The 23,624-nt window shown below is 36.6% G+C and carries 24 protein-coding genes; 23 read left to right on the forward strand and 1 reads right to left on the reverse strand.

Annotation, left to right across the window (positions count from 1 at the left end; genetic code table 11):
* The first annotated feature begins 108 nt into the window (after positions 1 to 108).
* The 4 genes from speE to D2K60_RS02415 all read left to right on the forward strand — a co-directional run bounded on the left by speE (position 109) and on the right by D2K60_RS02415 (position 4,713).
* Positions 109 to 939 carry a spermidine synthase gene (gene speE / locus D2K60_RS02400; protein ID WP_117168390.1) on the forward strand — a complete coding sequence of 277 codons (831 nt, stop codon included), beginning with the start codon at positions 109 to 111 and terminating at the stop codon, positions 937 to 939.
* Between the two features lie 629 nt (positions 940 to 1,568).
* Positions 1,569 to 2,003, forward strand: coding sequence for a YwiB family protein (locus tag D2K60_RS02405; protein WP_117168391.1), 435 nt, complete (start codon positions 1,569 to 1,571; stop codon positions 2,001 to 2,003).
* On the forward strand, positions 2,003 to 3,673 hold the full coding sequence (gene argS, locus D2K60_RS02410) for an arginine--tRNA ligase (RefSeq protein ID WP_117168392.1): 1,671 nt from the start codon (positions 2,003 to 2,005) through the stop codon (positions 3,671 to 3,673). The genes D2K60_RS02405 and argS overlap by 1 nt, the downstream gene beginning before the upstream one ends.
* A 254-nt stretch (positions 3,674 to 3,927) precedes the next feature.
* On the forward strand, positions 3,928 to 4,713 hold the full coding sequence (locus D2K60_RS02415) for a GNAT family N-acetyltransferase (RefSeq protein WP_117168393.1): 786 nt from the start codon (positions 3,928 to 3,930) through the stop codon (positions 4,711 to 4,713).
* Between the two features lie 21 nt (positions 4,714 to 4,734).
* On the opposite strand, the gene D2K60_RS02420 is transcribed toward D2K60_RS02415, so the two are convergent.
* Positions 4,735 to 5,925: a phospholipase D-like domain-containing protein gene (locus tag D2K60_RS02420; RefSeq protein WP_117168394.1), complete on the reverse strand. Its 1,191-nt coding sequence runs from the start codon at positions 5,923 to 5,925 to the stop codon at positions 4,735 to 4,737.
* A 146-nt stretch (positions 5,926 to 6,071) separates the two neighbouring features.
* Between D2K60_RS02420 and D2K60_RS02425 the strand changes: the two genes are divergently transcribed.
* The 19 genes from D2K60_RS02425 (at position 6,072) to D2K60_RS02515 (ending at position 23,575) form a co-directional block, all read left to right on the forward strand.
* A complete protein-coding gene (locus D2K60_RS02425) occupies positions 6,072 to 6,656 on the forward strand; it encodes a P-loop nucleotide/nucleoside kinase family protein (RefSeq protein ID WP_117168395.1) in 585 nt (194 codons plus the stop codon).
* A gap of 244 nt (positions 6,657 to 6,900) precedes the next feature.
* Positions 6,901 to 7,419, forward strand: a complete 519-nt coding sequence (gene rpoE, locus D2K60_RS02430; protein ID WP_117168396.1) for a DNA-directed RNA polymerase subunit delta — start codon at positions 6,901 to 6,903, stop codon at positions 7,417 to 7,419.
* A 219-nt stretch (positions 7,420 to 7,638) separates the two neighbouring features.
* The gene (locus tag D2K60_RS02435) at positions 7,639 to 9,246 is read left to right on the forward strand and encodes a CTP synthase (RefSeq protein ID WP_117168397.1); all 1,608 of its coding nucleotides are present in this window, start codon (positions 7,639 to 7,641) and stop codon (positions 9,244 to 9,246) included.
* A 246-nt stretch (positions 9,247 to 9,492) separates the two neighbouring features.
* Positions 9,493 to 9,858 (forward strand): response regulator, encoded by a 366-nt coding sequence (locus D2K60_RS02440; protein ID WP_117168398.1) that lies wholly within the window; start codon positions 9,493 to 9,495, stop codon positions 9,856 to 9,858.
* Between the two features lie 227 nt (positions 9,859 to 10,085).
* Positions 10,086 to 10,940, forward strand: a complete 855-nt coding sequence (fba, locus tag D2K60_RS02445) for a class II fructose-1,6-bisphosphate aldolase (RefSeq protein WP_117168399.1) — start codon at positions 10,086 to 10,088, stop codon at positions 10,938 to 10,940.
* 236 nt (positions 10,941 to 11,176) lie between these two features.
* Complete coding sequence (locus D2K60_RS02450; RefSeq protein WP_117168400.1) at positions 11,177 to 12,463, forward strand: UDP-N-acetylglucosamine 1-carboxyvinyltransferase; 1,287 nt, start codon at positions 11,177 to 11,179, stop codon at positions 12,461 to 12,463.
* Between the two features lie 554 nt (positions 12,464 to 13,017).
* Positions 13,018 to 14,316 carry a transcription termination factor Rho gene (gene rho, locus D2K60_RS02455; protein ID WP_117168401.1) on the forward strand — a complete coding sequence of 433 codons (1,299 nt, stop codon included), beginning with the start codon at positions 13,018 to 13,020 and terminating at the stop codon, positions 14,314 to 14,316.
* A 150-nt stretch (positions 14,317 to 14,466) separates the two neighbouring features.
* Positions 14,467 to 14,712 (forward strand): type B 50S ribosomal protein L31, encoded by a 246-nt coding sequence (locus D2K60_RS02460; protein WP_117168402.1) that lies wholly within the window; start codon positions 14,467 to 14,469, stop codon positions 14,710 to 14,712.
* Positions 14,713 to 14,953: 241 nt separating this feature from the next.
* Complete coding sequence (locus D2K60_RS02465) at positions 14,954 to 15,577, forward strand: thymidine kinase (protein WP_117168403.1); 624 nt, start codon at positions 14,954 to 14,956, stop codon at positions 15,575 to 15,577.
* 353 nt (positions 15,578 to 15,930) lie between these two features.
* The gene (gene prfA, locus D2K60_RS02470; protein WP_117168404.1) at positions 15,931 to 17,001 is read left to right on the forward strand and encodes a peptide chain release factor 1; all 1,071 of its coding nucleotides are present in this window, start codon (positions 15,931 to 15,933) and stop codon (positions 16,999 to 17,001) included.
* A 3-nt stretch (positions 17,002 to 17,004) separates the two neighbouring features.
* Positions 17,005 to 17,868, forward strand: coding sequence for a peptide chain release factor N(5)-glutamine methyltransferase (prmC, locus tag D2K60_RS02475; RefSeq protein WP_117168405.1), 864 nt, complete (start codon positions 17,005 to 17,007; stop codon positions 17,866 to 17,868).
* A gap of 102 nt (positions 17,869 to 17,970) precedes the next feature.
* Positions 17,971 to 18,582, forward strand: a complete 612-nt coding sequence (spoIIR, locus tag D2K60_RS02480; RefSeq protein ID WP_117168406.1) for a stage II sporulation protein R — start codon at positions 17,971 to 17,973, stop codon at positions 18,580 to 18,582.
* Positions 18,583 to 18,648: 66 nt separating this feature from the next.
* A complete protein-coding gene (locus D2K60_RS02485) occupies positions 18,649 to 19,053 on the forward strand; it encodes a GNAT family N-acetyltransferase (RefSeq protein ID WP_117168407.1) in 405 nt (134 codons plus the stop codon).
* Between the two features lie 206 nt (positions 19,054 to 19,259).
* The gene (locus D2K60_RS02490; RefSeq protein WP_117169084.1) at positions 19,260 to 20,291 is read left to right on the forward strand and encodes an L-threonylcarbamoyladenylate synthase; all 1,032 of its coding nucleotides are present in this window, start codon (positions 19,260 to 19,262) and stop codon (positions 20,289 to 20,291) included.
* Positions 20,292 to 20,753: 462 nt separating this feature from the next.
* Positions 20,754 to 21,050, forward strand: a complete 297-nt coding sequence (locus D2K60_RS02495; RefSeq protein WP_117168408.1) for a TIGR04104 family putative zinc finger protein — start codon at positions 20,754 to 20,756, stop codon at positions 21,048 to 21,050.
* A gap of 121 nt (positions 21,051 to 21,171) precedes the next feature.
* Positions 21,172 to 21,726: a manganese efflux pump MntP gene (locus tag D2K60_RS02500; protein ID WP_117168409.1), complete on the forward strand. Its 555-nt coding sequence runs from the start codon at positions 21,172 to 21,174 to the stop codon at positions 21,724 to 21,726.
* Between the two features lie 120 nt (positions 21,727 to 21,846).
* Positions 21,847 to 22,449, forward strand: coding sequence for a low molecular weight protein arginine phosphatase (locus tag D2K60_RS02505; RefSeq protein ID WP_117168410.1), 603 nt, complete (start codon positions 21,847 to 21,849; stop codon positions 22,447 to 22,449).
* A 122-nt stretch (positions 22,450 to 22,571) separates the two neighbouring features.
* Positions 22,572 to 23,021 carry a ribose 5-phosphate isomerase B gene (gene rpiB, locus D2K60_RS02510; RefSeq protein ID WP_117168411.1) on the forward strand — a complete coding sequence of 150 codons (450 nt, stop codon included), beginning with the start codon at positions 22,572 to 22,574 and terminating at the stop codon, positions 23,019 to 23,021.
* 14 nt (positions 23,022 to 23,035) lie between these two features.
* The gene (locus D2K60_RS02515; RefSeq protein ID WP_117168412.1) at positions 23,036 to 23,575 is read left to right on the forward strand and encodes a TIGR01440 family protein; all 540 of its coding nucleotides are present in this window, start codon (positions 23,036 to 23,038) and stop codon (positions 23,573 to 23,575) included.
* The last annotated feature ends 49 nt before the right edge of the window (positions 23,576 to 23,624 follow it).

The following is a 23,624-nucleotide window of genomic DNA, read 5'->3' on the forward strand; positions in this document are numbered from 1 at the left end:
AAAAAGGAAAAACACTTGCTTTTTTCATTAAACTCTCTAGAATTAGTTTGTTTGAAACATTAAATAAGTAGTTGTAATATAGATTTAAAAGCCAAAGGAGATAGACACATGGAATTATGGTATACAGAAAAACAAACAAATGATTTCAGTATTTCAGCAAAAATTAAACAAACATTACATACTGAAAAAACAGACTTTCAACAATTAGATATGATTGAAACAAATGAATGGGGAAATATGCTTGTCTTAGATGGCATGGTTATGACAACAGAGAAAGATGAATTTGTTTACCATGAGATGATTACGCATGTTCCGTTGTTCACCCATCCAAATCCGAAACATGTTTTGGTTGTAGGTGGTGGCGATGGTGGTGTCATTCGTGAAATTCTAAAGCACCCATCTGTTGAAAAAGCGATTCTAGTTGAAATTGATGGAAAAGTAATCGAATATTCGAAGAAATTTTTACCGACAATTGCTGGTAAGTTAGACGACCCGCGTGTAGAAGTAAAAGTAATCGATGGTTTTATGCATATCGCTGAAAGTGAAGCAATGTATGATGTCATCATGGTAGATTCAACTGAACCAGTAGGACCAGCTGTTAGTCTGTTTTCAAAAGGGTTTTATGCTGGAATATCTAAGGCGTTAAAGTCGGATGGTATTTTCGTTGCACAATCGGACAATCCATGGTTTAAGGCAGATCTAATTAAGCAAGTTTATCATGATGTCGAGAAGATTTTCCCGATCACTAAATTATATACGGCTAACATTCCTACTTATCCAAGTGGATTATGGACTTTTACAATTGGAAGTAAACAATACGACCCATTAGAAGTAAAGCCAGAACGTTTCCATGAAATCGATTCTAAATATTACACAGAAGAAATCCATAAAGCTAGTTTTGCATTACCAAAATTCGTTAAAGATCTAACAAAGAAATAAAGGAATAAAAGACGTAGCGCTTCTATCAGTAGAAGTGCTTCTATTCCATTTTTAAAGCCCTTTCGTAAATTTTGTTTCTTTTAAAACTTCGTTAAAGATATATATGCAGACTTAACATTATCGAGGATTTGTTCTATTCTTTATAAGTGCAGTTTTATTCTGCCACTGCGGAAAAACACTCGCTTTCCATGGGGAACGCTTCAGCCTCCTCGCGAGCAAAAAACGCTCACTGCGGGGTCTTCAGACTGTTCCTTTCCCATAGGAGTCTCGCGTTTTTCCTTCGTTTTGTATGGTTTTTCTTAAGAAAGTATAAAAGTTTGTTATTGTTGGTCTAATACCTCTGATAAATCTGTTCGACTAGCGACGGAAATACACGGAGACTCCTGCAGGAACAGCGCGATCTGAAGATCCACTTCGTAAAACGCTTTTTACTTTACGAAGTTAGCTGAAGACGTGCCTGCGGAAAGCGTAGTGTATTTCCAAAGCGGGATCATTACAGAGTTCATCGATTTATTTTAACAATCTTTTGAAATACTAAAGTTTACGAAAAGGTCCTAAATAAAAAGATACTTGAGTTTAGTTGAAAACCTTCTTATACTTAAGATTATCTAGTTAGTGAGGGTGGTACAATGGAAAGTGAACAAATCCCTGTTACAATTAAATTAGTTACGGAAATTCGTGAGCTAAGTGATAAGACAAGAACAGTAGTCGAAGAGACAGGCTCATTTATCCAAAAGGGTACGATCAAGGTAATTCGCTTCACGGAACATCTAGAAGAACAAGGTGACGTGGATGCCTTCATAACCATTACCGATGATAAAGTTAGCATCAAGCGAACAGGCGCTGTAGCGATGCTCCAGCAATTTAAAAGGAAACAACGTACAGAAAATATCTATCACCATGAATTTGGTACGATACATATGGAAACCCACACAGATCAAATTACTTTTGAACAATCAAAAGGGACACGATCAGGGAAACTGTTTATTAGTTATACAACAAAAATAAATGGTGAAGGTGAACGAAGACACCGATTAACATTGACTTTCAAGGAGGTTTCGTAATGAATATTATGCAAGAAATGCAGGAAAGATTAAAAACAGAAATTAAACAAGCTGTACTCAAAGCGGAATTAGCGACAGAAGAAGAGTTACCTGCTATTGTACTGGAACAACCAAAAGACAGAGGACACGGAGACTACGCAACAAACATCGCGATGCAACTAGCAAGAATTGCAAAGAAGGCACCGAAACAAATTGCGGATGAAATTGTTGCAGCACTAAATACAGTGGAAGCCTCTATTACAAAAGTAGAAATTGCAGGTCCAGGATTCATTAATATTTTCATGGATAATACGTACTTAACACGTCTAATTCCAGTTATATTAAAAGAGGGAGACAATTATGGCCGATCAGAAGCAGCATTAGGTCATAAAGTGCAAGTCGAATTTGTTTCGGCAAATCCAACTGGTGATTTACACCTTGGACATGCGCGTGGGGCTTCTGTAGGTGATTCGCTTTGTAATATTCTAGATGCAGCGGGTTACGATGTCGAACGTGAATATTATATTAATGATGCTGGTAACCAAATAAATAACCTAGCTAAATCTATTCAAGCACGCTATATGCAAGCAATAGGAAAAGACGAGGCGATGCCGGAAGACGGTTACCATGGTAAAGATATTATTGCGCTTGGTAAGGAATTAGTTGACGCATATAACGATGAGTGGGCTAATAAACCAGAAGAAGAACGATTAGCATTTTTTAAAGAATATGGTTTGAAATATGAAATTAAAAAACTAGAAAAAGATCTATCGGAATTCCGTGTAAACTTTGATCAATGGTTCTCTGAGACATCTCTTTATGATGACGGTAAAATAGCTCCTACTTTGGCTTTACTTAAGGACAAGGGGCATACATTTGAAGAAGAAGGTGCCACTTGGTTCCGAACTACTGATTTTGGTGACGACAAAGACCGTGTACTGATTAAAAATGATGGAACGTATACGTATTTAACACCGGATATTGCTTACCATAACAATAAATTAGAGCGTGGTTTTAAAACGTTAATTAATATTTGGGGTGCAGATCATCACGGTTATATTCCAAGAGTACGTGCTGCAATTCAGGCGTTAGGCTATAATTCAGACACACTTGAGGTTGAGATAATCCAAATGGTTAGCCTGTTTGAAAATGGTGAGAAAGTCAAGATGAGTAAGCGAACAGGTAAAGCTGTAACATTGCGTGAATTGATGGAAGAAGTAGGCGTTGATGCAATGCGTTATTTCTTTGTGATGCGTTCAAGCGATTCACATTTAGACTTTGATATGGATCTAGCTAAATCAGAATCAAATGATAACCCAGTTTTTTATGTGCAATATGCACATGCAAGAATCTGTGCGATGCTTCGTCAGGCTGAGGAGAAAGGTTTCCTTGTAGATGAAAACTTTGATGCTAGCCTGTTAATTGCTGAAAAAGAAGAAGATTTATTGAAGCGAATTGGTGAATTCCCACAAGTAATTATCGATGCCGCAGAAAATAGAACACCACATCGTCTAACGCAATATATCTATGATGTTGCGTCTGCGTTGCATAGCTTCTATAATGCAGAAAAAGTGTTAGATGCTGAGCATCCGGAGCGCACGAAAGCAAGATTGGCGCTAATGCAATCTGTTAAGTACACGCTTGCTAATGGCTTACGTTTAATTGGAGTAAAAGCTCCAGACAGTATGTAATACTAATGAAAAAGATCCAGCCCATTTAAAATGGACTGGATCTTTTTTTTAAAGAAGGCTTTTCGTAAAAGTTAGTATTTTGAACGAAACAATTGATGGAAATTGCGACGTAAGGCCAGGGCAATCCGGCGGAAGCACGTCGTAATCCGACGGAGCACATAATTTATACCTCTTCTCCAAAAAAAAGTAAGAAAATTCACATAAATTTGTGTTAAAATATTTTTAACTATCAGAATAGAGGAGGTAGAAACACTGTGATTCGGCAATTGACGGAACAAGATGATGCTGTGACACAAGCGTTAATCCAACAAAAACCAGCAGAAAATTTATTTATCATCGGAGATATTGAAGCGTTTGGATATGCAGAAGATTTCCAGCAAATATGGGGTGATTTTGATGAAACTAACCAGTTGCGCGCTATTTTGTTAAAATACGAAAAAAACTACATCCCTTTTGCACTCGGATCCTTCGATGCAAGAGGATTTGCGGATATTATTAATGCCGATAAAAATGCACCACAGCTTTCCGGGTTAAAAGAAGTTACAATCCAAATCGAACCTCATTTGCAAATTACATATAGTGTGAAGCGGCAGTTATATTATGCGAAATGTACGAATAACGACTCATTACCAGAAGTCGATACAACAGAAGTAAACGAGCTGACACTTAACGAAATTAACAAGCTAGGCGATTTTTTGACTAACGTCCCAGAGTTTTCCGAATTAGTATATGATCCAGAGAGCAAGCGTCGCAATCTAGAAAAGGGCGTATCACGTGATTATTATATCGCGCGAGAGGGTGAAATTGTTTCTTCGGCTTCTACAGCTGCAGAAAATAGTAGCTCGGCGATGATAGTAGCTGTTGCAACACATCAAGACTATAAACAACAAGGACTTGCTACTATGTGCTTGAATAAGCTCTGTAAGAACTTACTAGCTGAAGGGAAACAACTTTGTCTCTTTTACGATAATCCAGACGCGGGCAAGCTATATAAACGGCTGGGATTTGAAGACATCGGTTACTGGACGATGTATCGTTAAATTGTTCTAATGAACTTTTATTTACAAGAGTGGCTCAACTAACTTGCCAATCCATCCAGCAATTTTTGCTCTTAATGATTGGTTATTTAAATAACTTTCTGTAGCGGGAAAACTAGATTTAAGATCTTTTAAAAAAGCATTTTTGATTGGTAAAAGCAGCTCTTTGTCACCAGACATTTCAAGATTGATCTCTTGATTTAAAAAAAAGCTCCGTTTGTCAAAGTTTGCAGTACCAAGATTAGCCCAGTTATCATCAATTAAACTAATTTTTGCGTGATAAAATCCATTATTGTAAAAATGGACTTTTCCGCCTGCAGCTAATAGTTTCCGATAGTAAGGAAATGCAGTGGGTTTTACTAGTGGATGGTCCTCCTTTTCTGGAACAAGTATCGTTACATCGATTCCTTTCGCACATGCTTGTAATAAGCAATCGAAGACGCGTTTACTTGGAATGAAGTAAGGGGAGCCAATGCTAATGGATTGTTTTGCTTGCTGTAACCAATGGACTAACAAGTCTTCTAGCTGCCCTGCTTCTGTTATGTGAACGGTAAAGGAAGTATCTCCTTTTAGAGGTTTGGTCGGGGTCTTTTTTAAGGCAGGTTTATTTTCTGCCTCCCAATCATAAGCGAAAACGTTTTGCAATATCCCAGCCATTTGTTTATCAACTAGCTTTAGATGATAATCACGCCAATCACCCAACTTTGGATCGGCGCCTAGATACTCTTTACCGACATTGAAGCCGCCTAGATAACTAATGGTAGAATCAATTATCGTTATTTTTCGATGGTTTCTTCTGTTAAGTCGATAAAAAAAGAATGGAAAAGTTGGTGGATTACTTTTACGCACATGTACACCGCTAGCTCGCAGGTCTTTTATTAGCTTTCTTTTTAATGCAATTGATCCAACCCAGTCTACCTGTAGATTCACTGTTACACCAGTCTGTGCTTTTTCTTTTAACAATTTAAATAAATCTTTACTAATTTGGTCATTTCGAACAGTGAAAAAAGCAATCGAAACGTTTGTTTTCGCTTGTTTCACATCTTCAAAAAATTGTTTAAAAAATGTATCCCCCGTTGTGAACAGTTCGTATTTAGTAGGATCTAATGGAAAATGAACGAGGGGAGCTTTTCTTTTAAAGTGTTTTTTTCCTATTTGAAAATCAATCCATATAAGAATAAGTAAAATAAAAATCCCGATGATTATACTGTACATAGTTATGTCCCCCTTTAGAGATTCGTACAAGTTATCATGCCCGAAAAAGAAAAAACATTTCCTAATAAAAAAAGTAAATGCTTTTTTAGAAAGTATGCGTTACCATGAAAAGTAGTTGAATTAAAATGTGAAGGGATGATAAATTTATGCAAAAGCTTATATTTTTTGTAGGAGTAGCAGGCACAGGTAAAACAACGGTTGCGAAAGAAGTTGCATCGTTTGTACCAAATGCATTTCTTGATCGTGATACGGTTGGAGGACGTTTTGTCGAGCGGATTTTGGACATGCAAGGAATGGACAAAAATGATCGTGATTCCGCATTTTATAAAGAGAATTTAAGAGATTTAGAATATGATACAACAATGGATATATGTATAGATAATGTAGCAGCAGGTCAGAATGTCTTTATGATTTCCCCATTTACTGCAGAGTTAAAAAACAAAGAGTGGATAGAGGATGTTTTAGCTAAAAGTGGCAAAACCTTTGCTGAAGTCGATGTTAAGGTTGTGGTCGTTACGTTAGGTGATATAGAGACGCAACGTGCTCGAATAGAAGAACGAGGCACTATCCGTGATACATGGAAACTAGACAACTGGGACAGTTACGAAACGCGTGTAGATTTCGTTCCAACAATTAACTGGGCAATTCCAGCTGAAAATATTCATATATACAATAATTCTGGCAGCTTAACAGAAGCTAAAGTAAAAGAAATAGTCGATTTTATAAACTAAACAGAAGTAAGTAGACCGAAAATTCATCTCTTTATAAAATGGAATCGCGGTAAATATTGCATTTTGATTTTCATACCAATATAATGTATTGGAGACAATTCAGATTCACTAGTTGTGCTTGATGAAGAAGAGTCTGTTTATAAAAAGAATTTCATCAGCCATTCGTGAAAATGTGTAATAGATGCTGACGCATTTGCTAACATATAAACAGGAAAATAATATGATAAAAGGGAGTGCTTTGACGGTGAGCTTGGATAAATATAGCCGCGAAGAATTACAAGAGCTATCAATGGTTAATTTAGCAACAATGGTATTGAAAAAAGAGAAAAAAGCGATGCCTTATCAAGAGATTTATGATCGTGTTATCGAATTGAAAGGTTTCAATGATGTGAAAAAAAAGGAATATTACGCTCAATTTTATACGGATTTAAATGTTGATGGTCGTTTTATAACGATTGGATCTGGTTTATGGGGACTAAGAGATTGGTATCCTATGGAAAAAATTGAAGAAGAAATTACTGCTGTTCCTAAGAAAAAGAAGAAAAAGAAAGCAGCAGCTAAGAAGAAGAAAAAGGCTGTCGTTGAAGAAGAGGATCTTACAGAAATAGATCTAGACTTTGAACAAACAGACTTTGATGAAAGTGATGATGAAGAATCATTTGACGACGATGATGATGTAGACGTTGATTTTGATGACGATGATGATGAAGAAGATGACGACGACAATGACGAAGAAGATGGAAAAGCGAAGAAAAAGAAATAGTCGATAAAAAATGCGCTTGACTTTTGATGGTGGAATGCGTACAATTTTATTCGGGCTCCATTATTTATTTAAATAATATAAATAGCGTCCCCCTATTAATAGGGGGACGCTTTTGTTTTTTTATGCACTTATGTCCATAAATTATCTTGTTCAATAGATTTTTTGTATTGGAAAACCAATAAGATCACACATTAAACAAAAAAGGAAGAGGGATGTAAGGTGACTAAATATATTTTTGTTACAGGTGGCGTTGTGTCATCCATAGGAAAAGGAATTGCAGCAGCTTCATTAGGACGTTTATTAAAGAATAGAGGATTAAATGTAACAATTCAGAAATTCGATCCTTATATTAATGTCGATCCAGGAACAATGAGTCCTTATCAGCACGGAGAAGTTTTTGTTACAGAAGACGGTGCTGAGACAGATCTTGACTTGGGTCACTATGAACGTTTTATTGACATCAATTTAAATAAATATAGTAACGTTACAACTGGTAAGATCTATTCTACTGTTATTAAAAAAGAACGACGCGGGGACTATTTAGGTGGTACAGTACAGGTAATTCCACATATCACCAATGAAATCAAAGATAAAGTATTTCAGTCTGGTAAACAAACGAATGCTGATGTTGTTATTACTGAGATTGGTGGAACTGTTGGTGATATCGAATCCCTACCGTTCTTAGAGGCAATTCGCCAAATAAAGAGTGACATTGGTAAAGAAAACGTCATGTACATCCATACGACATTAGTTCCATATATTAAAGCGGCTGGTGAAATGAAAACAAAACCAACGCAACATAGTGTGAAAGAATTACGTTCTTTAGGCATTCAACCTGATGTCATCATTCTACGTACGGAATTGAAAATAACACAAGACATGAAAGATAAGATAGCACTATTCTGCGACATTGATGCAGGTTCTGTGATTGAATCTACCGATGCTGAAACACTTTATCACGTACCTCTAGCTCTGCAAGCACAAAATTTAGATCAAATTACATGTGACCATTTTGGTTTGGATTGCCCACCAGCAGACATGACCGAATGGAATGAATTGGCTGAAAAAGTTAGACATTTATCAAAAACCGTTACAATTGGTTTAGTTGGTAAATATGTCGAGCTTCCAGATGCATATATTTCTGTCGTTGAGGCTTTAAAACATGCAGGCTATAGCTATGATTCCGATGTTTGTGTGCGTTGGGTTGATTCTGAAGTTGTAAATGCCGAAAATGTAGCTGAATTATTAGCAGATGTTGATGGTATTCTTGTACCTGGAGGATTTGGTGATCGTGGGATTGAAGGTAAAATTGAAGCAATTCGTTATGCGAGAGAATCTAAAACGCCATTTTTAGGAATTTGCTTAGGTATGCAGTTAGCAACAGTTGAATTCGCACGTAATGTACTTGGATTTGATGGTGCGCATTCTGCTGAAATTGATCCAAATACACCATATCCAATTATCGATTTATTGCCTGAACAAAAAGACGTTTCTGATATGGGTGGAACACTTCGATTAGGTGTCTATCCATGCCGTTTGAAAGAGGGTACAAAAACGAAAGAAGCATATGAAAATGAAGATGTTATTTACGAACGTCATCGTCACCGTTTTGAATTTAACAATGAATATAGAGAAGCAATGGAAGATAAAGGATTTATCTTTTCTGGTACTAGCCCTGATGGTAAACTTATTGAAACGATCGAACTTGCAGATCATCCATGGTTTATAGCATCGCAGTTCCATCCAGAATTCAAATCACGTCCAACTCGTCCACAACGTTTATTTTATGGATTCATTGGCGCATCAGTAGCACAACAAAATAAGTAATACGAAAAGTCGACATAGTTTTAACTATGTCGACTTTTTTAGTAGTATACTTAAATGATGCGAAACCGTAGAAGAAATAGAATGTAATTTTATACAGCGATTATACAAATTTAGTTAAAAAGCAGGAATAATAACAGTTGTCTAGAAATATATAAATATATAGTAGGTAGTTTTGTGAGAGTATATTTCCTATATTTAATATACTAACAAGTACAATGTTGATTCTTGATAGAGGAGTGGATTACGATGACACGTACAGTTTTGATCGTAGATGATCAACTAGGCATACGATTATTATTAGAAGAAATAGTGAAAAGTGAGGGTTACGAAGCATTTAGTTGTGCAAATGGAAAGGAAGCATTAGATTTTATTGAAGAAATACCGCCAGATTTGATATTAATTGATTTTCGTTTACCAATAATTGATGGAGCTGCCGTTATTGAAAAACTAGAAGAAAGCGGAAAATATATTCCAACAATAATGATGAGTGGGTTAGCAGAGGAAGCAAAGAGTAAAACAAAGAACTTTTCATCTGTAAAAGAAGTTTTATCTAAACCATTTAATATAGAAGATGCAAAATTTCATATGAATCGATTATTAAATGATAACTAATTTCAATAAGTTGGGCAATTCTTCAATATATCTTAAAAATTAGGTTATAAATCGATAACCTTCATATAAAAGACAAATTAATTCGGTAGAAAACGTTTACATATGTAAGATTTGTTGCACCTTCTTCATGAAATTGGTATTCTAATAGTATATCCAATCATCAAAACATATTTGACTGGCTATAGGGAATATTAGATTTACTAATCTTTATTAGGAGGAACAATTTTATGCCATTAGTATCAATGAAAGAAATGCTAGACACAGCAAACGAAAAACGTTATGCAGTGGGCCAATTTAACATTAACAACTTGGAGTATATTCAAGCGATCTTACAAGCTGCTGAAGATGAAAAGTCTCCAGTTATTCTTGGAGTTTCTGAAGGCGCTGGAAAATACATGGGCGGTTACAGTGTTGTAGTTGCAATGGTTGATGCAACAATGAAAGCACAAGGAACTACAGTACCAGTTGCGATCCACTTAGACCACGGTCAAACATTTGAGTCATGTGCTAAAGCAATCCACGCTGGTTTCACATCAGTAATGATTGATGCTTCTCACCATCCATTTGAAGAAAATATTGCGTTAACTTCTAAAGTTGTTGAACTTGCACACTTCCATGGTGTTTCTGTTGAAGCAGAAGTTGGAACTGTTGGTGGAACAGAAGACGGTGTTACAGGTGGCATCATGTATGCTGACACTGCGGAGTGTAAAGAGCTAGTAGAACGTACTGGAATTGATTGTCTTGCTCCAGCTCTAGGTTCTGTACACGGTGCATATGAAGGTGAACCAAACCTAGGATTCAAAGAAATGGAAGAAATTAATGTAGTTGCTGGAGTACCACTAGTACTTCACGGTGGAACTGGTATCCCTACAGCAGACATCAAAAAAGCAATTTCTTATGGTACATCTAAAATTAACGTAAACACAGAAAACCAAATTCAACAAACACAAAAAGTACGTGACGTATTAGCTGCAAATCCTGATATGATTGACCCACGTAAATACTTAGGGCCATCACGCGATGCGATTAAAGCAACAGTAAGCGGAAAAATGCGTGAATTCGGTTCATCTAACCAAGCTTAATATATAGTAGAAAAAGCCATCCTGACGGGGTGGTTTTTTTGTTATAATGAATAAATATAGCGTTAAAGGTAGTCCCTTTTAAATTAAATATCTGGTTAGGGTGGATAGATAGCCCAATTGTTTGTATAATAGAAATTGTGTTAGTGAAAAATTATGCATGTTTTCGGGAAAAATGTGTACGATAAGAAGAATACAATCATCATTTATATAAACAATAGATAAAGCGAGGAATTCAAATGCAAAAATTATATGTGCAGGGCGGTACTCCTCTTAATGGAAAAGTAAGAATCAGTGGAGCGAAAAATAGCGCGGTGGCATTATTACCAGCAGCGATTTTGGCTGATTCTAAAGTTATTATTGAAGGTTTGCCGAAAATATCTGACGTCGGTATATTAGGTGAGTTATTAGAAGAAATCGGGGGAGAAGTATCGTGGCATGGACAGACTGTACATATTGATCCTTCCAATATGACTTCTATGCCCTTACCGAACGGAAAAGTTAAAAAATTAAGAGCTTCCTATTATTTTATGGGCGCTATGCTTGGGCGTTTTAAGAAGGCAGTTATTGGTTTGCCAGGTGGTTGTCATATTGGACCACGCCCAATTGATCAGCATATAAAAGGCTTTGAAGCACTTGGTGCAAAAGTAACAAATGAACAAGGTGCAATTTATTTGCGCGCTGATGAACTAAAAGGTGCACGGATTTACCTTGATGTTGTTAGTGTAGGTGCGACAATTAATATTATGTTAGCAGCTGTTAAAGCAAAAGGGAAAACAATAATTGAAAATGCAGCACGCGAACCAGAAATTATTGATGTTGCTACATTGCTTACTAGTATGGGCGCCAGAATTAAAGGTGCTGGAACAGATGTTATTCGAATTGAAGGCGTAGATTCTCTGACTGGTTGCATGCATACGATTATTCCAGATCGAATTGAAGCAGGTACCTATACAATTATGGCAGCAGCTATGGGGGAGAAAGTGTTGATTGATAACGTGATTCCACAACATTTAGAACCATTACTTGCTAAACTGCGTGAAATGGGCGTCCAAATTGAAGAAGGGGAAGAACAGTTACTGATCACACGATCAAAAAACTTGAAGAGTGTTGATATCAAAACACTTGTACATCCGGGCTTTCCTACCGATTTACAACAACCTTTCACCTCGCTGTTAACAAGTTCAACTGGTACGGGTGTTGTAACGGATACCATATATCAGGCGCGTTTTAAACACATTGATGAACTCCGGAGAATGAATGCACAAATAAAAGTAGAAGGAAGTTCAGCTATTATTTCCGGCCCTGTTCAATTAGAAGGAGCAAAAGTGAAGGCGAGTGATCTTCGCGCTGGTGCGGCTTTAATTGTTGCAGGTTTGATGGCGAATGGTATTACCGAAATAACTGGATTAGAGCATATTGATCGTGGTTACGAAGATTTAACTGAAAAACTTACTAAATTAGGTGCTATTATTTGGCGAGAAGAGATGACAGAAAGTGAAATAGAACAATTTCAAAACTCGTAAATAGTACGAAATGATTGTACAGGAAGCTAGTAACAAACAGAAGCTTCCTGTAATTTTTTTGATATCCTCTTAATTTTTTCACCTCAAAAACTACATCATTTTATTTTTCGCAATAAATTTAGTCAATTTGTGCTAGAATAAAATTATAGATTGATTAATCTATAAGAAAAAGGTACGATATAAGAGGTTTAAGTATGTAAGAACAGGGTATCCTTTGTAGCAATGAACAAACTTCTATTCTATCTTTAAGAATCGAATCTATTTTGCTCCAATAAGATGGTCTACTAGCTAGAACAAACAATGAATTCCTTCGCATAACTTCTTGAATAAATGTGTGAAAAAGCCAGCTCTTCTACGCTGCATACATACTTACAGCAGGATGTTTACACAACTTAGCAGACTTCAATTACAAGAAGTATCCAAAGAATGAAGTAGTTTCTATATAATAAAGGAATAATTTTTACAGTTGAATAGATTACAGGATGGACATGCTTTTTTTATAATAAAGGTGGCCATGTTGTGTGTTTAAATAATTAAATAGGTGTGGTGATTTTGTGAACGAAGTAACTATTTCTCAATTAGAGACCATGACATTGAAAGACCTTTATACTCAGGCAAAAGAGTTTAAAGTATCTTACTATGCCAAATTAACAAAAAAAGAATTAATATTTGCAATTTTGAAAGCGCAAGCTGAAAAAGGTGGATATTTATTCATGGATGGTGTGTTAGAAATTATTCCATCAGAAGGATTTGGTTTTTTACGACCAATTAATTATTCACCAAGTGCAGAAGATATTTATATTTCCGCATCCCAAATACGTCGATTTGATTTACGAAATGGTGATAAAGTATCTGGTAAAGTACGACCTCCAAAAGAAAATGAGCGTTACTATGGTTTGTTGCATGTTGATGCCGTAAATGGAGAAAATCCTGAAATGGCAAAAGAACGTGTCCATTTTCCAGCATTAACAGCTTTATATCCGAATCGTCTAATGAATTTAGAAACGGACGAAAAGGCAATCTCAACGCGAATTATGGATTTGATAACACCTGTAGGTTTTGGACAACGTGGACTAATTGTTGCGCCACCAAAAGCTGGTAAAACGATGTTACTAACGCAAATTGCGAATAGTATTACTAAAAACCATCCGGAGGCTAAACTAATTATTTTATTAGTTGATGAACGTCCAGAAGAAGTTACAGATATTGAACGTTCTGTTCATCCTAATGTGGATGTTGTAAGTTCTACATTTGATGAAGTTCCTGAAAATCATATTAAAGTATCTGAACTTGTTCTAGAACGGGCAATGCGTCTTGTGGAGCATAAAAAAGATGTTATTATCTTAATGGATAGTATCACGCGTTTAGCTAGAGCATATAACCTTGTTATTCCGCCTAGTGGTCGTACACTATCAGGTGGTATTGATCCTGCTGCGTTTCATAGACCAAAGCGATTCTTTGGTGCTGCGCGTAATATCGAAGAAGGTGGTAGTTTCACGATCTTAGCAACTGCTTTAGTCGAAACAGGATCACGTATGGATGATGTTATCTATGAAGAATTCAAAGGTACCGGTAACATGGAATTACATTTAGATAGAGCATTAGCACAACGTCGTATCTTCCCAGCGATTGATATTTTGCCTTCTGGTACAAGAAAAGAAGAATTATTGTTACCACAGGAACAACTGGATATCCTTTGGGCTGTACGCAAATCGATGCAGGATTCATCTGATTTCTTAGATCGCTTCTTACGTAAGATTCGCTCAACAAAAACAAATCTAGAGTTTTATGAGCAATTAGAGTTAGAAATGAAACGAAAAGGAACGATGAAGAATAATCCTAGTAAAAAATAAAACTAGCTATTGCAAAGGTCAAACCAGACTGTTATAATCTTTCAGTGTGAGTATAAAGAATAAGTATATTAAACAGTTTTTTAAATTGTGTAATATAGCTAAATATTAACTCTGTTTCTAAGGGATTCAGGGCAGAAGGAGTGGAACATAATGAGAGAAGGCATTCACCCAGAATACAAGAAAGTAGTATTTCTTGATACAAGTTCTGATTACAAATTTCTTAGTGGATCAACGAAATCTTCCGATGAGACAATCGAATGGGAAGATGGTAACACATACCCGTTAATCCGTGTAGAGATAAGTTCAGATTCGCATCCTTTCTATACTGGTAAACAAAAAGCAGATAAAGCTGGCGGCCGTGTAGATCGCTTTAAGAAAAAATATAAACTTAACTAAGTCACTTAAATGTGCTAGTTAAAGTAAGAAGCCATTCTTCATTTTGAAGGATGGCTTATCTTAACTAATGTTGATGAGAAAACAGGCGAATTATCTTCCTTTGCCTGTTTTTTCCTTTTTAATAGAGTGAAAAATATCCTTTGACTTAAGGATAATGAACAGAATATATGGAATATGTATATAATGCTACTAGATAACCTCTAAGGCAACTTGTTTTACATATGAAAGGAGAAAATCATACGTGTATGTTATGAAGCAAAGTGGATGGGTAGAACTCATCTGTGGTAGTATGTTTTCAGGGAAATCAGAGGAACTCATACGCCGTGTCAGAAGAGCGACATACGGTAATTTATCTGTTCGAGTTTTTAAACCAGCAATTGATGATCGCTATGCTAAAGAATCCGTTGTTTCTCATAATGGAAATACTATATTAGCTCGACCAGTTTCATGTGCAGACGATATCATCGCCGAAATGGATGACTCAATTGATGTAGTAGGTATTGATGAAGTTCAATTTTTTGATGACAAGATTGTAGACATAATTAATGAATTAGCAAATCATGGTCACCGTGTAATTGTTGCTGGTTTAGACACTGATTTTCGTGGAGAGCCGTTTGGTCCTGTTCCAGCGCTAATGGCGCTAAGTGAATCAGTCTCTAAATTAAATGCTATTTGCCCTGTCTGCGGTTCACCAGCAAGCAGAACGCAACGATTAATCGATGATTTACCTGCTTCTTACGATGATCCAATTATATTAGTAGGTGCAGCCGAATCGTATGAACCACGCTGCCGCCATCACCACGAAGTTCCAAATAAACCAACGCAATCCATAAAAATAAAAGCTTCAGAAAAAACAGCAGATTAATAATCTTAAAGCACCGTCCATGTACGGTGTTTTTTAGTGAAAATTTATATCACTAGTTAGAAATGCTGGCGTGTGGCAGGTTTAATCTAGCGGAAGAGAGCGATAATCCGGCGGAGTACGCGATAATTGGGCGGAAGGAAGCGATAATTAGGCGGAGCAAGGCGATAATTCAGCGGAACACCGCAACAATTCGGCGGAGCACGCAAACGAAGTGTGAAATGAAAATAGGAACTTTTAAATCGGCTTCGGAATCACGTTGAACTTTTGACTCGAGATATCAGCTATACTATAATGAAAAGTATTGTATAATAAATAAGAACGTATTCGGGAAAAGAAAAAATGAGGTGAACTGCATGCTTGATAAATTACAATCATTAGAAGATCGTTATGAGAAATTAAATGAACTATTAAGTGATCCGGAGATAGTTAATGATACGAAGAAACTAAGAGATTACTCAAAAGAACAATCTGACTTAACAGATATTATTGAAGTTTATCGCGAATATAAAGAAGTATCGGAAGAACTGAAGGAAGCAAAAGTAATGCAAGATGAAAAATTAGATGCTGATATGCAGGAAATGGTCAAAATGGAAATTTCAGAATTAGAAGAACAACTTCCAGGCCTAGAAGAAAAGTTAAAAGTTCTATTGCTACCTAAAGATCCAAATGATGATAAGAGTGTAATTATGGAAATTCGCGGAGCAGCTGGTGGAGATGAGGCAGCGCTGTTTGCGGCTGATTTATACCGTATGTATGCTAAATTTGCTGAGTCACAAGGTTGGAAGATGGATGTAATGGAATCAAGTTCATCAGGTGTTGGTGGTTATAAAGAGATCATCTTCATGATTAATGGTAAAGGCGCCTATTCAAAATTAAAATATGAAAACGGGGCCCACCGTGTACAACGTGTACCAGATACAGAGTCAGGTGGAAGGATTCATACATCAACTGCAACTGTTGTAGCGATGCCAGAAGCAGAAGAAGTAGAAGTGGATGTTCATGAAAAGGACATTCGTGTGGATACATTTACATCTAGTGGACCGGGCGGACAAAGTGTTAATACAACAATGTCAGCAGTGCGATTAACTCACCTGCCAACAGGTACTGTGGTTTCGATTCAAGATGAAAAATCACAAATTAAGAATAAAGAAAAAGCGATGAAAATTTTACGTGCGCGCATTTATGATAAAGTCCGCCAAGAAGCGCAAGCAGAATATGATCAAACACGTAAATCTGCTGTTGGTTCAGGTGACCGTTCCGAACGGATTCGCACGTATAATTTCCCTCAAAACCGTGTGACAGATCACCGTATAGGTTTAACCATTCAAAAGCTTGATCAAATTTTAGAAGGTAAGCTAATGGAAGTAATCGATGCGTTGATCATGGAAGAACAAACAAGTAAAATGGAACAAATAGGTGAATAATATATGAAACAGCCTAACGTACAAGAAGTCCTTCGTTGGGCTTCTCTTTTTTTAGAAGAACATAATCGTGAGCCACGTGTAGCGGAAATTCTTTTACTCCATCATTTAGATTATACGAAATCACAACTCTTAATGAGCTTGCGCGAACCAATTCCTGATAAGGTATATCAAGCTTATCAACAAGATATACACAAACACACAGATACAGGCATTCCCGTTCAACACATAATTGGTTCGGAATATTTTTATGGACGAAACTTTCATATAACAAAAGATGTCTTAATACCACGACCTGAAACAGAAGAATTGGTGTTAGGTGTCCTGGAACGAACGAAACAAATGAAAGAACCAATCAAAATAGCCGATATTGGGACAGGTAGTGGGGTTATTGCAATCACATTAAAGCTAGAGGACCCGATGTTACAAGTAGAAGCGTGTGATATATCAATGGCCGCGCAGAAAGTAGCAACGAATAATGCAGAACGTTTAGATGCTGCAGTAACCTTTCATCAAAGTGATTTTTTGCAAAAGTGGATAGATAATGGAGAAATGCTTGATGTTATTGTCTCTAATCCCCCTTATATTGCTTGGGAAGAAAAAGAAACATTAGCAGATACGGTTAGAAATTTTGACCCAGAGCTAGCTTTATTCGCAAAAGATAATGGACTTTTTGCTTATCAACAAATTATTAGCCAAGCTAAAACTGTGTTATCCACATGTGGATTACTTGCTTTTGAAATTGGTTATCAACAAGCTGAACAAATTAAGACGCTTATCTTACACGCATTTCCTGATAGTGAGGTAGAAGTCTGCAAAGATATAAATGGCCGTGATCGGATGATTTTTGCAAAAAGAAAAGGTAACTAATACACAAAAAAGCAGCAGAAAATAAATTCAATAGATTGCTAGTTTAAAGAAAGCGTAACATGCCCATACTAATCTTAAGAAGTAATTAGGGGGCTGTTACAAATGAAAAAAATCATACCTATAATCGGACTTTTAGCAGTGTGTATCACACTATTTTCGATGCAATCTTTCGTTAGTGGTAAGGGAACATCATCAGACGAAGCGTATCAAGTTATTCCTGATGAAGCAATACGCTTACGGATTCTTGCCAATAGTGATCAGGATAAAGACCAACAAATAAAACGATTGGTACGCGATGAAGTTAATGAAGAAATTACTAGATGGGTAGAAGACCTTGATGATATTGACGTAGCACGTGAAATGATTGAATCTCGACTAGATAAAATTGAAGATATAGTAGGAAATACGCTAGTAGCTGAAGGTATAGAGATGTCATCGGAAGTGTCCTATGGAAAGAATGTTAATTTTCCAGATAAGGTTTATGGCTCCTACATTTATCCCGCGGGAGAATATGAAGCCATTATGATAACGCTCGGTGAAGGAAAAGGTGCGAATTGGTGGTGTGTACTGTTTCCACCGTTATGTTTCCTTGATTTTTCGAATGGAACTAGTGTTGCAGCTGCAGAGGAAAAGGATGAACCAGAAGAAATAGAAGAAGAGGACGAGGAAGAAGAAGTAAAAGTGAAGTTCTTTTTATTCGAATGGTTTAGTTAAATTGGTATATTTCCTTTTTTCTCTCATAAACTGATAGAAAACTAGATTCAATAGGAGATGATAGGAATGGAGTGTCTTTCAACGCGTACAGCAGACCATGCAATAGTGGATGATTTTTTTCAAGATCAGTGGCCTGACGGTCTAAACGAACAAGCGATATGGGAATACGGCTATCTAGTAAAGCATGAGAAAGTTGCATATGCCTTTTTCATGTTACAACCAGTTGAAGAGAACGCTCTGTGGTTAAATAACTTCTATATAAAGCAGGTATTGGCACCATCTTATGTGTTGGGACTAATCGAGATTTGTATGGAAGTAGCTCGAAAAAAAGAAGCGAGTAAACTATATGTGCATAGTCAACAAAAGGCAATAAGGGACCTTGTCGAACAACTTGGTTTCGAACTAATTGATCAACCAACATTTCAAAAAGAATCAATCGGAGAATGGTGGATGATTCGTGTTGATAAGTAAAAAAGTATCAACAGGTGTGGATAAACCCTGTTGATAAGCTGTGTGTAATATGAAGCACTTGTTAATCGTATTAATTTTATATAAACTTAGTAAATACAGCGTAAATAAGAGAATTTCAATTGTGGATAGAAAGTTGATAAGTGGATAACTTGTATATAAAGTGTATATAACTTGTGGATAAATTGTTAATAGCGAAAGGGATTGCGATGAAGCAGACAAAATATTGGACAGTTAAAGAAATAGATAGAGAAGGACAACAAGCAATCAATCAAGCGGCGAACTTATTGAAGCAACAAGAAGTAATAGCTTTTCCAACTGAAACGGTTTATGGATTAGGTGCTGATGCAACGAGTAGTCAAGCAGTTAGTAATATATTTGCAGCAAAAGGGCGACCATCAGATAATCCGTTGATCGTCCATCTTGCTAGTTCTGAACAAATTGGACAATATGTTACAACTATCACTCCTATTGCTAAAAAACTTATCGATGCATTTATGCCAGGGCCTCTTACTATTATTCTGGCTAGCAATGGAAAGATTGCAGCAAATGTTACAGCTGGATTAGATACAATTGGGATTCGAATTCCAGACCACCCAATAGCTAGGGCGTTATTAAAGGAAGCAAATTTACCAATTGCAGCACCAAGTGCAAATACATCAGGAAAGCCAAGTCCAACAAGCGCAGTTCATGTTTACAATGATTTAAATGGAAAGATTGCCGGGATTATAGATGGTGGTCCAACTGGTGTTGGATTGGAGTCAACAGTTGTAGACTGTACGACGGAGGTACCAGTTGTATTGCGACCGGGCGGTGTTACACAGGAACAATTAGAAGAGGTAACTGGGACACTTGTCTTAGATCATTCAATTAAAAAAGAAGATCAACCTAAAGCACCTGGAATGAAATATAATCATTACGAACCGGAAGTACCTTTATATCTTGTCGATGGCGATGCAGCTTTTATTCAATCACAGATTGATCGATTTGAGATTGAAGGCAAAAAAGTCGGTGTAATGGTAAGCGAAGAATTAGTAGCACATGTTACAGCATCTAATATGAAAATTATCGGTTCACAGGCAGACTTAACAACTGTTGCTGTGCATCTTTATGATACATTGCGCGCTTTTAACAAAACAGATGTGGATATTATTTTGGCGGAAGTCTATCCAAAAATTGGTTTAGGTGAAGCAATTATGAATCGACTGGAAAAAGCAGCAAGCCAACTGATTTTACAATAACAGATTAGATAAGAAGGCTTTCGCAAAGTGTAAGTAGTTCACTTTCGCTGGAGAAAACCTAAATTAGTAAGTGAACTAGCATACCAATTTGTATATTGGATGCTAGTTTTTGTGTATTTCAGAAACAGTCAGAACGTGAAACAGGAATTTAAGACTTGATAAACTTGAGAAGTCTCGCAATCAAAAGTTGAAGTTGACCACGTTCTCCTCATTGCGTTTTATCTTTCGAAATTGATAGAAAATGTGACGTAGTGGAACTTTCTTACCCGCTACGTCAGCAAATGGATTCCCTTTCCGAGTGGATCTTCAACTTGTGCTGTTCCCACAGGAGTGTCATCCATTTGCTTCCTTCGCTGGTGTCTAATTACAAACGGTATCTGTTTGGTGAGAACGTGATATTCTGAATATAATACTTTGTGAAAAAAATGTATCTATATGAAAAAATAAAGGAGGCATCAAGAAATGCCAACTTGCCAAAATTGCAACAAAGAGTGGAGTTGGAAACAAACGTTTATAAAGATGTTTACATTAGATAATTCTATGGAATGTCCTCACTGTGGCGAAAAGCAGTATTATTCAACGAAAGCAAGGAAAAGAACTGCAGCATTAACCTTTATCTTTCCCTTTATTATTCTACTGAATATGTTTGACATTTCACTTTATCTTTCAGTCGGAATTTTTCTTGTTTATTTGATTTTAATGGTGGGGATTTTTCCGTTTCTAACAGAATTATCGAATGAAGATGAGCCGCTATGGTAGTTAGTTGACAGCATATCGAATTCCCTTTTTTAAAAGAGTTAAAATATAAAATAGATCTATTCATAACGCCTTACTTTCGCGCATATAGTACAATAGCATGTCCGAAAGTAGGGGATAAACAGTGCCGATCGATCAACTTGATCAATATCTATCACTTATAATGATGGCAATTGCGTTAGGCATGGATGCTTTTTCGGTAGGACTTGGGATGGGATTACAAGCCTTACGCTTAAAGCGCATTCTTTTTATTGGTATTACGGTTGGATTCTTCCATATGTTTATGCCATTTATCGGTATTGTCCTAGGTAATTTCATTTCTGGGAAAATGGAAGGACTTGCTGTAATTGGTGGGGGGTTCCTCTTATTTGGTTTAGGCATACATATGATATTACAAACATTTGAAAAAGAAAATAAGCTTCCGTTAAAACCAATTGGATTTGGTCTATTGTTATTTGCTTTAAGTGTAAGCCTAGATAGTTTTTCAGTAGGCCTAAGTTTAGGAATGTCTGGAGTTAGAACATTCTTCGCAATAATTATTTTTGGAATATCTAGCATGATGTTGACATGGGCAGGTTTACTTTTAGGAAAGAAAGCTCGTGGTTTACTTGGAGTGTATAGTGAATTATGTGGTGGAAGTATTCTTTGCGCATTTGGTCTCCACTTTATTTTTGGCTAAAAAATGAACGAAACCGAGCTGCGTCTAACCAAACGGAGCTCTTTTTTCTTGTTTTGGTGCTAGTATATAAATATGATATAGTTTAATTAGATAAGTTGTCAGTTGAGGAGGAAGCAAGACATGAAGAACGTATTATTTATTTGCACGGGAAATACTTGTCGAAGTCCAATGGCAGAAGCATTACTGAAACATAAATCTAATTTCGAAGTGAAATCAGCGGGGATTTTTGCATCAAATGGTTCTCCTGCGTCACAAGGAACGATCGATGCGTTACAAACTGCTAATATTAAGGTGGAGCATCAATCACAGCCCGTTTCGGAGCAACTGCTCGATTGGGCGGATCTTATCCTAACAATGACGATGCAACACAAGCAAACAGTAACAATGCAATACCCACAGGTTCATGACAAAACTTATACATTAAAAGAATATACACTATTAGATGGACAATCCACATGGGAACAATTAAAAAAGGCATATGTACGTTTAGAAGAAAAGAGAGCACTAGTAGTTGCAGAAAAAGATCAAAATCAATCAGAACAACAACTACGGGCCTTTTTACGAGAAGATCAAGATGAAATTGATCGTTTAGAAGCAGAACTGCCGAATTTTGATATATCAGATCCTTACGGTGGAGATGCTGCAACGTATCAACAAACGTTAGAAGAAATGGATAAATATGTTGATCTTCTAATCGAAACGTTAGACAATACGGATAATTAAGGAATATTTCTAAAAATTTAAAAAAGTTTTTAAAAATAGTCTGACTTTACCTGTTCATCTAGCAGTAAAACAAGTAAGATAGTAGATAATAGAATTGTGTTCAATAAAGGAGCGGTTTACTAATGAAAGTAGTAGTGGCTTCAGATCATGGTGGCTACCAATTAGCCAAACAAATAGGCGTATTATTAGAAGAATTAGGCATTAATTATAACAATATTGGCAGTGATTGTGCTGATTCAGTTGACTACCCGGATTATGGTATCCCAGCGGCAGAAAGCGTTGCTAAAGGTGAATATGATCGTGGGATTTTGATTTGTGGAACTGGAATAGGCATGTCGATTGCTGCGAATAAGGTGAAAGACATTCGCTGTGCATTAGTTCATGATGTATACAGTGCGCGAGTTACTAGAGAACATAATGATTCAAATATGTTGGCGATGGGTGCACGTGTAATTGGAGAAGATTTAGCGAAAGAAATTGTGCGTACTTGGATTGGAACAACATTTCAAGGTGGACGACACGCAGATCGAATTGGTAAATTAAGCGACTATGAAACGAAGCATGAAGCATAAAGGATGCGAAGATAATGATGCAAATTGAAAAGCAATTACAAGAAATTATTATCGAGTGGAAAAGTAGCGGTTATATAAAAGAAAATCAACTATTTGTGATTGGCTGTTCAACAAGTGAAGTAATTGGTGAGCATATTGGTACGTCTGGTAGTGAAGAAGTAGCTGAACAGATTTATCAGGCTTTTCAACAATTACAAAAGGAAACAGGTATTGCGTTAGCGTTTCAATGTTGTGAGCATTTAAATCGAGCACTCGTAATTGAACGCCAAACAAGTGAAAAATATGGCTATGAGGAAGTATTTGCGGTACCTGTTCGCACGGCGGGTGGGTCTATGGCGGCTTTCGCATTTAAAGAAATGAAGGATCCTGTTGTTGTTGAACAGATAAAGGCAGATGCTGGAATCGATATTGGTGAAACAATGATCGGCATGCATTTGAAGCATGTAGCAGTTCCACTTCGCTTTAAACAGCGTACTGTTGGGAGCGCTAGAATAAATGCCGCATATACGAGGCCCAAGCTAATTGGTGGTCCACGAGCGGTTTATGTACGTTAAGTAGACAGTTTAGTTAGAACTCTAACTTTTCTAATAAAATAAACGAAGC

Source organism: Paraliobacillus sediminis (assembly GCF_003426055.1).